This window comes from Bifidobacterium magnum (genome assembly GCF_000741255.1).
Taxonomy (GTDB): domain Bacteria; phylum Actinomycetota; class Actinomycetes; order Actinomycetales; family Bifidobacteriaceae; genus Bifidobacterium; species Bifidobacterium magnum.
The window spans coordinates 158,157-171,916 of sequence record NZ_JGZB01000002.1; the positions used below are offsets into that span (position 1 = coordinate 158,157).

The window sequence follows — 13,760 nt, forward strand, 5'->3', positions numbered from 1 at the left end:
GGTTCAACAGGTGAGCCGTATTGAGGAAAGTAGTATCGATACTACTGGTGTTCCCCATATTTTGCTTACCGTCATATTGTCGGGATCAATGGCCCGCATTGTCGACCTTCGTGGCGAGCGGATGGCGTTGGATGAAGCACATGAGCACCGTGCAGACGGCCAACAATGGAACGAACATCGCAAAAATCGGCACGAGCGCCTGGCTGTATCCGCTGGCCACCACGTCACGCAGGGCGGAAGGAAGATGGCTTACCGCGGACGGCGTGAGGTCGGCCAAATGAAGATGGTAGGAAGCGGGAATGCTGTCACCGACCAATTTCGCAAGGCGCATCGTAAACACGCTGCCCACAATGGCCGTGCCGAGCGTGGTGCCGATCTGGCGGAAGAAATTGTTGGCGGCCGTGGCAGTACCCACCATGCTGTGCGGGAACTCGTTTTGCACAATCAGCACGAGGATCTGGGAGCCGAGGCCCAGCGCGAATCCCACAATGAAGAAGTAGATCATGAGTAGCACAATCGGCGTGGCCGGGCTCATGGCGGCGAGCAGCGCGAAACCGACGGTCAGCATGGCCGACATGGAAATGGGCATCCACTTGTATTTGCCTGTCGCCGAAGCGATGAAACCTGTAACCGTGGAGGTCAGCAGCGTACCGGCCATCATCGGCGTCATCATGAGTCCGGCGATCGTGGGGGACTTGTCTTCCACAATTTGCAGGAACGTCGGCAGATAGTTCGTGGCGCCGCCGAACGCCGCGTACACGAGCATGCCCGTAATCGTGACGAGCACGAAATTGCGGTTGTGGAACAGCGTAAGCGGAATGACGGGATTCTTGGAACGTCGCTCAGCCACCACAAAGCAGACGCCCGCGGCCGCGGTCACAACGAACAGTCCAACAACCTGCCAGGAATCCCAAGCGAACTGGTTGCCGCCCCACGATGTGGCGAACACGAGGGAAACGGTGAAAATAATGGAAGTGGTGATGCCCCAAATGTCAATATCGGGAGATGCCGGCCGATGTGCGTCTTTGGTCAGGAAGATCGCGGTGCCCGCGATGGCGATGATGTCAAGCGGAATCGTGCACCAGAAAATCATGCGCCAGCCGTAATCCTGCACAATCCAGCCGCCGACCACGGGACCGAGCACCGTCGACACGGCGAATACGGCGCCGATGGCGCCCATGTATTTGCCACGTGCGCGGGCCGAGACCACGTCGGCCAAGATGGCTTGGGAAAGAATGATCGTGCCGCCGCCGCCAAGGCCCGAGATGGCGCGTCCCAGCAGCAGTCCCGCCATGTTGGGTGCGCACGCGCAGACGATCTTGCCGATCGCGTATAGCGCCATGGCCACAATGAGCAGGCGCTTGCGGCCGATATTGTCACCGAGGCGTCCGTAAAGCGGCATCATGACCGTGCTCGTAAGGATATACATGGTGGAAACCCACTGCATGATCTCCACGCCGCCCAGATCTCCCACGATGGTCGGCAGCGCGGTGGCCGCAATGGTTTCGGACAAGGATCCGACGAACATGCCCAACGCAAGCGCGATGAAGACGCACGCGAGTTTCCATCCGTGCATGCCGCCCTGGTCCAACGGACCGTGTGAAGATCCCGGGGCGCCCGGTGCGGAGCCCGTCGAGGGAGCGGACGGGGCGGAAGCATCATGGGGAGCGGGCATGGTGGAATGTTGCGCGGTGGCTGGTGAGGGATCATTCATGATTCCCATAGTAGGAAGCGTCGATGCGACAGGCCGTGGATGTCAGCGAGCGGCGTAGGTGGACGGACATCCGACCAATATGCGTAAGCGGAACGGATAATCATGCGGATGATGATCGAGAAAAATTGGAGAAAACCGGAACCGTCGGGAAATTGAAAACAAGAGAAAACAAAAGGTCCGCGGCGCAGTGCTGCACCACGGACCACAGGGGGATTAGTAATTAATTATTAATGGATTATCCGGCTATCGGGCCGCTTCCTGCTGCTCCTTGACAGCGGAGACGGTAGCGTGGCGACGGTGATCCATGAAACGGTAGCCGAAACCCATCACGAGCACATACAGGCAGCCGACAGCCATGACGAGCACGGCGCCGAACTGGCCGATGGCATCCGCAGCGGCACCCATCAGCGGCGGGAAGATGGCGCCACCGATAAGGCCCATGAGCATAAGGCCGGAGACTTCGTTCTGGCGGTCGGCGCGGTATTCGAGGCCGTGGGCCAGGAACAGCGAGAACACGTTGGAGTTGCCGAAACCGATCAGCGCGACGGCGACCCAGAACAGCCAGATCGGCGGGTTGGACGGCGTGACCGTGAAGATGGCGAAGCAGATGGCGGAGACGGTCATGATGACACCGCAAATGCGCAGACCCATCTTGTTGTTGATCTTCTGCAGTGCGAAGCTACCCGTGAAGCAGCCGATCATACGGGCGATGAAGTAGACCATCGTGGCGCTCGTGGCAGTGGCCAGCGCGATGCCCGTGTGCTCCATGAGGATACGCGGAGCCTGAGCGTTGATGCCGACATCCACACCCACGTGGGCCACGATGCCGAGGAAGCAGAGCAATACGATATGGTCGGAGAACAGCAGCTTGAAGCACTTGCCGATGGTTGTGGTGCCGTTGTCCGGGGCCGGCTCCTGAATCTTGTCAAGACCGAGCCAAATGTAGGAGATGATGCCCACCGCCAAGTAGATCACGAACAGGATCCACCACATGTGGTGCAGGTGTTCAAAGCCCCAAGCGGCGATGTACGGGGCGAACAGGGAAGCGAAAGCCTTGACGAACTGGCCCGTGGTCAGCGTGGAAGCGAGGCGGTCGCCCTTGACGAACACGGTCAGCAACGGGTTGAGCGATACCTGCATGAACGTGTTGCCAATGCCTAGGAAGGCGAACGAAAGCACAATAAGCGTGAGGCGCACGCCGCCCGTGCACAGCGTGTAGGCAATAATCGGCAGCGCCATGGCGACGAGCGTGACGAGAATAGAGTAGAGGACCGTGCGGCGGCGGCCGATGCGGTTCATGAGCACGCCCGTCGGTACGGACAGGATCAGGAACCAGAAGAACACCATCGTGGTGAACAGGTTGGCGGTTCCGTTAGAGAGGCTGAACTCGCCCTTGACGTAGTTGGTGGCGGTTCCGACCAGGTCCACGAAGCCCATGACGAAGAACGCGAGCATAACGGGGGCAAGCTTGCCGAAACCTTGTTTTTGCTGAGTCTTACCGGCGGTTGCGGCTGCCGGCTGCGACACTGAATTGCTCATAATCTGTTTCCTCTTTGAAATATGAGTAATGTTGGCGGGGGATTGGTGGTCCTGAGCAAGTCAGCCGAATAGTGTTGCGGAACAAAAAATATAGGGTTGGCAAGGGTATGCCGAGCAGGGCCGCTCTCGTATGGGCATACAAAGAATAGAGTAAAGGGCGTGCTGAATGTGCTGAGTGAGCCGTGGTAGCTGAGGCGTCTGAAATGAGGGAGAAGACGCCGCAACAGCGCGCACTCAGCACATGAGCACAGGGGAAGGCATTCGCGAAGAATGCGCTCAGTCTACAACTGCGGTAGTGTAGTCCGGCATCGGGGTCAGGTATTCCGGCCACGCGCCGTTTTGCGTGCACACGTAAGCCGCGGTATTCACGGCCTTGCGGTGCGCCTGGGCGAGGGAGTCGCCCAGAAGAATGCGAGCGGTGAAGGTTCCGGAGAAGGAATCGCCTGCACCAACCGTGTCGGCGACTTCCACATGCGGAGTGGCAATGGTGGAGGTCTGGCCGCCGCGGGCAAAGATGGTGGAGAAGTCGGAGCCTGCGGTCAGGATCACGTAGTCCAGATCGAACTCCTTCATGAACCAGCGGCAAGCCTCTTCGTCGGAGGAGTCGCGGATATCGAACATGTCACGCAGCAGCAACAGTTCGGCGTCGTTGATCTTGAAGACGGTGGCGTAGCCCAGCAGCTCCTCGATCAGTTCCTTGGAGTAGTGGTCGCCGCGCAGGTTGATGTCGAAGAAACGCATGGACGACGGCTTGGCGTGCTTGAGCAGCTCGACGATCGTGTCATGGGTTTCGGGGGAGCGCAGCGCGAGCGTGCCATAGCAGATGGCGTCGGCCTGCTCCACAGCGTTGATGAGTTCGCGCGTCAGCAGCAGGTGGTCCCAAGCCACACCGCGGACGATGGTGTACTCCGGAATACCTTCCTTGAGCGCCACTTCCACGGTGCTGGTGGGCCATGCGTTGCGCTGGACGATCGTGCGCACGCCGGCGGACTGGGCCTGCTCAAGCAGTTCGTCGCCGAGGGAATCCTCGCCGAGCGCGCTTACCGCGGTGCTGTCCGTACCGTTCATCATGGCGTGGTAGGCAAAGTTCACCGGGGCGCCGCCTGCGCGCTTTCCGGTGGGGAGCATGTCCCACAGCAGCTCGCCCAATGCGAGCACCTGGGGGGTCTTCTGGGAAACTTCTGGGTTGTTCGTAATCATAGTAACCGCACCTCTTTGTGTGATCAAAAGTCGACACGTGTTGGGCTTCTTCTTCTGTCTTGAGTCTTTCCACATCATCATGGATTAACTTTATTTATATATTAACTCAAGAAATATATAAATCAAGGAAACGGCGTGTCCGTTGAAATTTGGCGGGAAGAAAACATCGTTGCGTCCGGTACGGGATCGCTAGGATGATGTTCCATGAATCATGATCTCGGCAGAAATGACGGCAATGTGCAGGCGGATCGGCCGCTGACCATCGCCCTGGTTCTGGACACGGTGGGCAACAGGGGCAACGGCACCTCGAATTCGGCGCTGCAGTGGGCCCAGGAGTTGAGGCGCCAGGGCCATACGGTGCGGTTGGTGGGTATTGGTGCGCCGCAGTACTCTGCCAAAGAGAACCATGTGCCGCTGGTGAGCTGGATAGCGTCCAAGCAGCAAATGCGCTTCGCCAAGCCAGACACCAAACTTTTCAAGCGCGCGTTCGACGGTGTGGATGTGGTGCATGTCTACATGCCGTTCAATTTTTCCCAGCAGGCGGTGAAGGTGGCGCGCGATATGGGCATTCCCGTGACGGCCGGCTTCCATATCCAACCTGAGAACATTTTGTATTCGGCAGGGCCCTTGCGCCATGTGCCGGGCATGACGGCGTTCATTTACCGGCTGTTCTGGCATTGGCTGTACTCGAAAGTGGACGCCATCCATGTGCCCACGCAGCTGGGCGCGCAACTGCTGCGCCAGCACGGATACCGCAAGCCGATCCGTGTGATTTCCAACGGTTTTGACCCGCGCTTCACTCCCAAGACGCAACGTCCCGGGGCGCAAGGTCCGTCGGTTCCCGTGGAGATTGTCGCTTCGGGGCGCCTGTCGAACGAGAAAAACCAGGTTGAGCTCATCCACGCCATTTCGCGCTGCAACCATGCGCCCGACATCCATTTGACAATTGCGGGGACAGGGCCCATCGCCAAACGTGTCAAAAAAGAGGCGGACCGGTTGCTGGAGCGCCCTGCGGACATCGGCTTCCACGCCAACGTCACGATGCCCGAATTGTTGCATTCGTCCGACCTGATTTGCCACCCGTCGATCGCCGACCTCGAGTCGGTGTCCGTAATCGAGGCGATGGCGAGCGGATTGGTGCCTGTCATTTCCGACTCGGCCGCCAGCGCCTCGGGGCAGTTCGCACTATGCAATGAATCGTCGTATGTGGCGGGCGATGTGGAAATGCTCGCCCAGCGTATCGACTGGTGGATCGACCATCCCGAGAAGCTCAACAAGTGGGGCGCCGTCTATGCGCGCCATACGCAGGACCATTATTCCGTGGCGTTGAGCGTGCGCAAGTTCGTGGAGATGGAGCGGGAAGTGTTGGTGGCGCGGTAGCCGTGTTGCCTGGCTATCAGCTCGCCAAGTCGTCCATAAAGGCGCCCGGATGGGACAGGAGTGCTTCGATGGCCACCGCGGCGCCGCCCGTGACCGTGGCGTCCGCCGGCAGTTCGGACAGCATGATCGTGGTGCGCGCGGCGAGTTCGGGGATGACGCGTTCGTTGACCACGCGCTGTACCGCGCTGAGCAGCAGCTCGCCGCCACCCGAGACAATGTCGCCAATAATGATCCGCTTGGGATTGAACGCGTTGATAATCGTGACACATCCGTAGCCCACATATGTACCGATGCGCTGGACGAGTTCGATGGCGTCGCTGTTACCCGAATTCGCGAGTTCGAACAGCGCATTGCACGCCTTGCGGTGCGTCAGGGAAGCGGAATTTGGCACAAGTTCCGGCCGCGCATTGAGTTCGTCGTGGATGGCGACGGCGGAGCAGTAGCGTTCAAGGCAGCCGCGGTTGCCACATTCGCACTCGCGTCCGTTCATGTCGATACTGACATGTCCGATTTCGGTGGCTGCGCCAAGTTCGCCGTTGATCGTGTCGTCGTGGTCGATGACGCCCAGGCCTACGCCTTCGCCGATCAGATAATAGGCGAGATGGCGGTTCTCGTGCGCCGCGTCGAACAGACGGTAGGCGAGGGCGCCCGCGCGTGCGTCCTGTTCCATAAATACGGGTACACGGAACGCCTGTGAGAACTCGTCAATAAAGTTCACCGAACGCCACTCCTGCATGGACGAGACCATGGCGGTGCGGCCCTCCCTGCGCAAGTACGGTCCGGGAACGGCCATACCGATGGCGATGATCTGCGGATCGTCGCGCAGCAGCGCATCCAGACGTTCATGAATCGTGGCGATGGTTTGCGGGATTTCCGTATGTTCGATCGACGTGAGTTCCTCGCTGTGAATTTCCGTGCCCGCCAAGTCGAATACGTTGATTTGTACCAGCGAACGTGCGAATTTCACGCTGGCCACGTGGAATTTGGCGGTATTCAAATGAAGTCCGATGGAACGGCGGTTGCGTGCGCCTTCCAGATCTCCCGTTTCCTCGATGACGCCGGCGTCGAGGAGTTTGGCCGTGATTTTCGTGATGGCGGCGGGCGTCAAGTCCAGCGCTTTGGCAATGTTGGCGCGCGATTCGACACCGTGGCGGTATAGATGGTGCAGAACGCGGGAACGGTTGTGTTCCGATAATGTTGCCTGGGAAAGATGCGTGTTCGCCATGGAATCCTCACGAATCCTGAATATCAATACAAAGATGAACCAACGTGTTCCAGTGTAACGTGTGCCGGCGTTGGCATAACAAAAAATCCGGAATCTTGCGATTCCGGATTTCCTTGTGGGGTGGATAACGCGGTTCGAACGCGCGACCTTCTGAACCACAATCAGATGCTCTACCGACTGAGCTATATCCACCATGATTCCTTGAGGCGTGAGCTTCAAGCAACGAATGAAAACTATACACGGATTTCAAAAGTTCGCCAATCGCGGCGTGTCGCAGCGAGTGAAAATGCCCCCCGTTAATAACCCCGTCAATACCCCCCCCCGAAAATTATATGACGATTGTTATCTCACAGTATAAAAACCTAATGATTTCAACCTATTGACGCGTATATTTAGAAGTGTTGATCCAAGGTCGTATATATGGAGCCTCTAAGGGGGGGCAGATACATACAACTAAAACGAGTAACTATTGTCAATAAATGAATCAATAGACAGCATGGCATGCTCAAGAAGTCGGCCATATCTCAATATTGGCGAAGTTTGGCATTAGGAAAACGCAATAGAGACAATGGATCAAGCTCCGCGAGGACAGAAGCGTGTACATAGATTTGCGGGGCACCATAGTAGTAGGTAGATAACCGTGGTCATAAGCCGCACCGGGAAATGCGCGGCAACGGTTCGATACTGGACAAGAGGGGCGCCTGCGCATATGAATGCGGGGCGCCCCTCTTTTTTATGGTATGCATCTTTTACTAGTTCTATTGGTGGGCTTTTGTACCAACTTCTGCATTTTGCGACAGACACGCCGCAGTTTATGTCTCAAAATGCAGAAGAAAGAATGCGGAAGAGATTGGAGCACCAGGGAAGCCTGTTGATTTCCAAGCGCCGGTCGGCCATGATGAAAGGCAACGTACCATTCAAACCAGTTGCCGATCAAAGGAGATCCGCATGCAAGCCGTAATCGCAGCATCAATCAATCCAGACCATCCGCTTGACGCGCTTGAGGTCACGGATATGCCCGAACCCACCGCGCGGCCGGAATGGGTGCCGATCCGTACGCAAGCTGTCACCGTCAACCATCATGACGTATGGAGTCTGCGCGGCGTGGGACTGAGCGCCAAACAGACGCCAATGATTCTCGGCACGGACGTGTGCGGAGTACTGGAAACCCAAGCGGACGGCAGGACGGACCTCAAACCGGGCGACGAAGTCGTGGCCTATACGGTGGTCGGCAGCAATGCGGAAGGTACGGCCGGAACGGAAAGCGGCGTGGCGCCGGGGGAGCGCCGGTCGATTCTTTCGGAACGATACCCCGGCACCATGGCCGGCTATACGAGCGTGCCCGCGGCAAACCTGTTCGCCAAGCCCGCGCACCTGAACCCGGCGCAGGCCGCGGCGTTGGGAACAAGCTGGCTGACGGCCTACAGCATGCTGTTTCGTGCAGCGAATCTCAAGCCCGGAGACAGCGTACTGGTCCAAGGGGCGGGAGGTGGCGTTTCAAGTGCCGCCATACAGCTGGCTCATGCGGCCGGGCTGGAAGTGTTCGTCACCTCGCGTAGCGCCGACAAACGTGAACGCGCGCTGGAACTGGGCGCGGATATGGCCGTGGAATCCGGAGCGAGGCTCGCGCACAAAGTCGACGCCGTGCTGGATTCAGTGGGCTCCGCTACGTGGGGCCATTCTGTGCGCTCGGTTCGTCCGGGCGGCACGATTGCTGTATGCGGCGCGACCACGGGAGACATGCCGGGTGCGGAACTGACACGTATTTTCTTCCAAGATCTGCGCATCCAGGGCGTCACCATGGGAACGCGCGACGATTTCGCCAGACTGCTGCGCTTCGTGGAACATAACACCCTTGTGCCGTGCATCGCCGACGAACTGCCGTATACGCAAGCCCGCGAAGCGTTCGCGCGCGTGATCGACAGCGAGATGTTCGGCAAAATCGCGTTGCGGTTCTAAGCGGGATTTCGGCGTGGCGACCCATGACAGTTGTCCGAGGTGTGCGTATACTAGATACTCGTGTGTGCCAGCCATGCGCCTTATGTAACAGGAGCATGAGTTGGGATATCCCCGAGTTCGTTATCACCTCACACAGTAATGTGCTGCAGAGAGAACAGAGGGCCATCGGGCCGGTGGGCAGTGGCTTATTACACTTTTTTGTTCAATCCGAACAGTGGAAGTGGGCTGCAGCGTGGCGGTCTCACAGAAGAGAATAGAAACCACTGAATCGGAGAATTCAAGTTGCCTACTATTGAACAGCTTGTCCGTAAAGGACGTAAGGCAAAGCCGAAGAAGTCCAAGACTTTGGCTCTTAAGGGAAGCCCGCTGCGTCGTGGCGTGTGCACCCGTGTGTACACCACCACGCCGAAGAAGCCGAACTCTGCATTGCGTAAGGTCGCTCGTGTGCGCCTGAGCTCTGGCATTGAAGTTACCGCTTACATCCCGGGTGAAGGCCACAACCTGCAGGAGCACTCCATCGTGCTCGTGCGCGGCGGTCGTGTAAAGGATCTGCCGGGCGTGCGTTACCACATCGTGCGCGGCGCACTCGATACCCAGGGCGTTAAGGACCGCAAGCAGGGTCGTTCCCTGTACGGAGCAAAGAAGGCGAAGTAAGAGACATGTCACGTAAAGGACCTTCCAAGAAACACCAGCTGCTTCCGGATCCGATCTACGGCTCCACGGTAGTGGCCCAGCTCATCAACAAGATTCTTCTCGACGGCAAGAAGTCCATCGCCGAAGACATCGTGTACTCCGCTCTTGACATGGTCAAGGAGAAGACGGACCAGGAACCAGTATCCGTGCTCAAGCGCGCTCTGGACAACATCCGCCCGTCCCTCGAGGTGCGTTCCCGCCGCGTCGGTGGCGCCACCTACCAAGTGCCAGTCGAAGTCAAGCCGGCTCGTGCAAACACGCTGTCCCTGCGCTGGCTGACCGATTTCTCCCGTGCTCGTCGTGAGAAGACCATGGCCGAGCGTCTCGCCAACGAGATCCTCGACGCTTCCAACGGTCTGGGCGCTTCCGTGAAGCGTCGCGAAGACACGCACAAGATGGCCGAGGCCAACAAGGCCTTCGCTCATTATCGCTGGTAATTAGTCGAGAAACGAAGAGCTAAGGAAAAATCATGGCACAAGACGTGCTTACTGATCTGCACATGGTTCGCAACATCGGCATCATGGCTCACATCGATGCTGGTAAGACGACGACCACTGAGCGAATTCTGTACTACACCGGCAAGAACTACAAGATCGGCGAGACGCACGATGGCGCCTCGACGATGGACTTCATGGCTCAGGAGCAGGAGCGCGGCATCACCATTCAGTCCGCAGCTACCACCTGCTTCTGGAACCGCCAGACCCACGACACGGGCGAGAAGTTCCAGATCAACATCATCGATACCCCTGGCCACGTGGACTTCACGGCCGAGGTGGAGCGCTCCCTGCGTGTGCTCGATGGTGCTGTTGCTGTGTTCGACGGTAAGGAAGGCGTGGAACCGCAGTCCGAAACCGTGTGGCGTCAGGCCGACAAGTACGGCGTGCCGCGCATCTGCTTCATCAACAAGATGGACAAGCTGGGCGCTGACTTCTACTACTCGGTGGACACCATCAAGCAGAAGCTGGGCGCAACCCCGCTCGTCGTGCAGCTGCCGATCGGCGCTGAGAACGACTTCGCCGGCGTTGTCGATCTGATCCGCATGAAGGCCTACGTCTGGAACGACGTCAAGGACGACATGGGCGCTCACTACGACACCGTGGAAATCCCGGACGACCTCAAGGAACGCGCGGAACAGTACCGTTCCGAACTGCTCGACCAGGTTGCCGAGTCCGACGAAGAGCTCATCGAGAAGTACCTCGAGACCGGCGAACTGAGCGAAGAAGAGATCCGCGGCGCCATCCGCAAGCTCACGATCGCTCGTGAAGCTTACCCGGTGCTCTGCGGCTCCGCCTTCAAGGACAAGGGCGTGCAGCCGATGCTGGACGCTGTGGTCGACTACCTGCCGAGCCCAGAGGACGTGGACGCTATTCGCGGTTTCGATCCGTCCGATGAATCCATCGAGATTGATCGTAAGCCTGATTTCAACGAGCCGTTCGCAGCTCTTGTCTTCAAGATTTCGACCCACCCGTTCTACGGCAAGCTCGTATTCGTGCGTGTCTACTCTGGTGTGGTTAAGCCGGGCGATACCGTGCTCGACTCCACGAAGGGCAAGAAGGAACGCGTTGGCAAGATCTTCCAGATGCACGCCGACAAGGAAAACCCGGTAGAGTCCGCTGAAGCCGGCAACATCTACACGTTCGTCGGCCTGAAGAACGTGACCACGGGCGACACCCTGTGCGATGAGAAGAACCCGATCTCCCTCGAGTCCATGACCTTCCCGGATCCTGTGATCGAGGTGGCCGTGGAGCCGAAGACCAAGGCCGATCAGGAGAAGATGAGCCTGGCTCTCGCCAAGCTGTCCGACGAAGATCCGACCTTCCAGGTGAAGACGGACGAAGAGTCCGGCCAGACCCTGATCTCCGGCATGGGCGAGCTGCAGCTCGACATCATCGTCGACCGTATGCGTCGTGAGTTCAAGGTGGAGTGCAACGTCGGCAAGCCGCAGGTTGCATACCGCGAGACGATCCGCAAGGCCGTCATGAACCAGGAATACACGCACAAGAAGCAGACCGGTGGTTCCGGCCAGTTCGCAAAGGTCCTCATGAACTTCGAGCCGCTCGACACCGAGTCGGGCGCGACCTACGAGTTCGTCAACGAGGTCACCGGCGGCCACATCACCAAGGAATTCATTCCTTCGATCGATGCTGGTGTGCAGGAAGCCATGGAATCCGGCGTGCTCGCCGGCTTCCCGGTGGTGGGCGTCAAGGCGACCGTCACCGACGGCCAGGTGCACGACGTGGATTCCTCCGAAATGGCCTTCAAGATCGCCGGTTCCATGGCGTTCAAGGAAGCCGCTCCGAAGGCCAAGCCGGTCATCCTCGAGCCGATTATGGCCGTGGAAGTGCGTACTCCGGAAGAGTACATGGGCGACGTGATGGGCGACCTGAACGCACGCCGTGGCTCCATCCAGTCCATGACCGACTCCACGGGTGTCAAGGTCATCGACGCCAAGGTGCCGCTGAGCGAAATGTTCGGCTACATTGGCGATCTGCGTTCCAAGACGCAGGGCCGCGCAATGTTCACCATGCAGATGGACTCTTACGCAGAGGTCCCGAAGGCTGTCGCCGACGAGATCATCAAGGCTCAGCGCGGCGAGTGATCGCGCTGGCCATGAGTTGCCTGTAGTCTTCGCTCAACGTTAAGATTTTGTAATGTTGAGCGGGGTTTTTCAAGCTTCGAGTGGCGAAAACCAAGAAACTCAGTAAAATGTAGCAAGTGCCTTGCATATACAAGGCGTACTACGAACCGTCCAGGAGGACAGAAACACATGGCAAAGGAAAAGTACGAGCGCACTAAGCCGCACGTTAACATTGGCACCATCGGCCACGTCGATCACGGTAAGACGACGCTGACCGCCGCCATCTCCAAGGTGCTGCACGAAGAGTACCCGGATGTCAACCCGGCTTACGACTTCAACCAGATCGATGCCGCTCCGGAAGAGCAGCAGCGTGGTATCACCATCAACATCGCTCACATCGAGTACCAGACCGACAAGCGTCACTACGCTCACGTCGACTGCCCGGGCCACGCCGACTTCGTGAAGAACATGATCACCGGCGCTGCTCAGATGGATGGCGCCATCCTCGTTGTGGCTGCCACCGACGGCCCGATGGCCCAGACTCGCGAGCACGTGCTGCTCGCTCGTCAGGTTGGCGTCCCGAAGATCCTCGTTGCTCTGAACAAGTGCGACATGGTCGACGATGAAGAGCTCATCGAGCTCGTCGAAGAAGAGGTCCGTGACCTCCTCGACGAAAACGGCTTCGATCGCGACTGCCCGGTTGTGCACACGTCCGCTTACGGCGCCCTGCACGACGACGCCCCGGATCACGAGAAGTGGGTTGAGTCCGTCAAGGAACTCATGAACTACGTCGACGAGTACATCCCGACGCCGGTTCACGACCTCGACAAGCCGTTCCTGATGCCGATCGAAGACGTCTTCACGATCTCCGGCCGTGGCACCGTGGTGACCGGCCGTGTTGAGCGTGGCCGTCTGCCGATCAACACCAACGTTGAGATCGTCGGCATTCGCCCGACCCAGTCCACCACCGTCACCTCCATCGAGACCTTCCACAAGCAGATGGACGAGTGCGAGGCTGGTGACAACACCGGTCTGCTGCTGCGCGGTATCAACCGTACCGACGTGGAGCGTGGCCAGGTTGTGGCTGCTCCGGGCTCCGTCACCCCGCACACCAAGTTCGAAGGCGAAGTCTACGTGCTGACGAAGGATGAAGGCGGCCGTCACTCGCCGTTCTTCTCCAACTACCGTCCGCAGTTCTACTTCCGTACCACCGATGTCACCGGCGTCATCACGCTGCCGGAAGGCGTCGAAATGGTGCAGCCGGGCGATCACGCGACCTTCACGGTCGAGCTGATCCAGCCGATCGCTATGGAAGAGGGCCTGACCTTCGCAGTGCGTGAAGGCGGCCACACCGTCGGCTCGGGCCGTGTCACCAAGATCCTCGCCTGATTTCAATCTCGCGAAAATCTGACATGCCCTAAGTAGCTGTTAGGAACGAAAACCCCCGGATCCGCAAGGGTCCGGGGGTTTTC

Annotated in this window: 10 protein-coding genes and 1 tRNA gene; 6 read left to right on the plus strand and 5 right to left on the minus strand. The window is 58.6% G+C overall.

Annotation, left to right across the window (positions count from 1 at the left end; genetic code table 11):
* Positions 1 to 85: 85 nt before the first annotated feature.
* From BMAGN_RS01515 to BMAGN_RS01525, 3 genes are all read right to left on the minus strand, one after another.
* Complete coding sequence (locus tag BMAGN_RS01515) at positions 86 to 1,714, minus strand: MDR family MFS transporter (RefSeq protein WP_022859663.1); 1,629 nt, start codon at positions 1,712 to 1,714, stop codon at positions 86 to 88.
* Between the two features lie 243 nt (positions 1,715 to 1,957).
* On the minus strand, positions 1,958 to 3,253 hold the full coding sequence (locus tag BMAGN_RS01520) for an MFS transporter (protein ID WP_022859664.1): 1,296 nt from the start codon (positions 3,251 to 3,253) through the stop codon (positions 1,958 to 1,960).
* A gap of 276 nt (positions 3,254 to 3,529) precedes the next feature.
* On the minus strand, positions 3,530 to 4,453 hold the full coding sequence (locus BMAGN_RS01525) for a carbohydrate kinase family protein (protein WP_022859665.1): 924 nt from the start codon (positions 4,451 to 4,453) through the stop codon (positions 3,530 to 3,532).
* A 204-nt stretch (positions 4,454 to 4,657) separates the two neighbouring features.
* Here BMAGN_RS01525 and BMAGN_RS01530 point away from each other — a divergent pair, with 204 nt between their 5' ends.
* Positions 4,658 to 5,833: a glycosyltransferase gene (locus tag BMAGN_RS01530; protein ID WP_022859666.1), complete on the plus strand. Its 1,176-nt coding sequence runs from the start codon at positions 4,658 to 4,660 to the stop codon at positions 5,831 to 5,833.
* 16 nt (positions 5,834 to 5,849) lie between these two features.
* Here the strand turns inward: BMAGN_RS01530 and BMAGN_RS01535 are convergent, their stop codons facing one another.
* Entirely contained in the window at positions 5,850 to 7,058 is a 1,209-nt protein-coding gene (locus BMAGN_RS01535) for an ROK family transcriptional regulator (RefSeq protein ID WP_022859667.1), read from the minus strand.
* Positions 7,059 to 7,174: 116 nt separating this feature from the next.
* A tRNA-His gene (locus BMAGN_RS01540) sits at positions 7,175 to 7,250 on the minus strand.
* 756 nt (positions 7,251 to 8,006) lie between these two features.
* On the opposite strand from BMAGN_RS01540, the gene BMAGN_RS01545 reads away from it, so the two are divergent.
* The 5 genes from BMAGN_RS01545 to tuf all read left to right on the plus strand — a co-directional run bounded on the left by BMAGN_RS01545 (position 8,007) and on the right by tuf (position 13,677).
* Positions 8,007 to 9,017, plus strand: coding sequence for a zinc-binding dehydrogenase (locus tag BMAGN_RS01545; RefSeq protein ID WP_022859668.1), 1,011 nt, complete (start codon positions 8,007 to 8,009; stop codon positions 9,015 to 9,017).
* A gap of 282 nt (positions 9,018 to 9,299) precedes the next feature.
* A complete protein-coding gene (gene rpsL, locus BMAGN_RS01550; protein WP_004269067.1) occupies positions 9,300 to 9,671 on the plus strand; it encodes a 30S ribosomal protein S12 in 372 nt (123 codons plus the stop codon).
* Between the two features lie 5 nt (positions 9,672 to 9,676).
* Complete coding sequence (gene rpsG, locus BMAGN_RS01555; protein ID WP_022859669.1) at positions 9,677 to 10,147, plus strand: 30S ribosomal protein S7; 471 nt, start codon at positions 9,677 to 9,679, stop codon at positions 10,145 to 10,147.
* Between the two features lie 32 nt (positions 10,148 to 10,179).
* A complete protein-coding gene (fusA, locus tag BMAGN_RS01560) occupies positions 10,180 to 12,309 on the plus strand; it encodes an elongation factor G (RefSeq protein ID WP_022859670.1) in 2,130 nt (709 codons plus the stop codon).
* 168 nt (positions 12,310 to 12,477) lie between these two features.
* Positions 12,478 to 13,677, plus strand: a complete 1,200-nt coding sequence (tuf, locus tag BMAGN_RS01565) for an elongation factor Tu (RefSeq protein ID WP_022859671.1) — start codon at positions 12,478 to 12,480, stop codon at positions 13,675 to 13,677.
* The last annotated feature ends 83 nt before the right edge of the window (positions 13,678 to 13,760 follow it).

What these genes read in the sequence shown, in the direction of transcription:
- fusA (WP_022859670.1), top strand. Translation starts at nt 10,180, where the DNA reads ATGGCACAAGACGTGCTTACTGATCTGCACATGGTTCGCAACATCGGC.
- BMAGN_RS01525 (WP_022859665.1), bottom strand. Translation starts at nt 4,453, where the DNA reads ATGATTACGAACAACCCAGAAGTTTCCCAGAAGACCCCCCAGGTGCTC.
- tuf (WP_022859671.1), top strand. Translation starts at nt 12,478, where the DNA reads ATGGCAAAGGAAAAGTACGAGCGCACTAAGCCGCACGTTAACATTGGC.
- BMAGN_RS01520 (WP_022859664.1), bottom strand. Translation starts at nt 3,253, where the DNA reads ATGAGCAATTCAGTGTCGCAGCCGGCAGCCGCAACCGCCGGTAAGACT.
- BMAGN_RS01515 (WP_022859663.1), bottom strand. Translation starts at nt 1,714, where the DNA reads ATGAATGATCCCTCACCAGCCACCGCGCAACATTCCACCATGCCCGCT.
- BMAGN_RS01535 (WP_022859667.1), bottom strand. Translation starts at nt 7,058, where the DNA reads ATGGCGAACACGCATCTTTCCCAGGCAACATTATCGGAACACAACCGT.
- BMAGN_RS01545 (WP_022859668.1), top strand. Translation starts at nt 8,007, where the DNA reads ATGCAAGCCGTAATCGCAGCATCAATCAATCCAGACCATCCGCTTGAC.
- rpsG (WP_022859669.1), top strand. Translation starts at nt 9,677, where the DNA reads ATGTCACGTAAAGGACCTTCCAAGAAACACCAGCTGCTTCCGGATCCG.
- BMAGN_RS01530 (WP_022859666.1), top strand. Translation starts at nt 4,658, where the DNA reads ATGAATCATGATCTCGGCAGAAATGACGGCAATGTGCAGGCGGATCGG.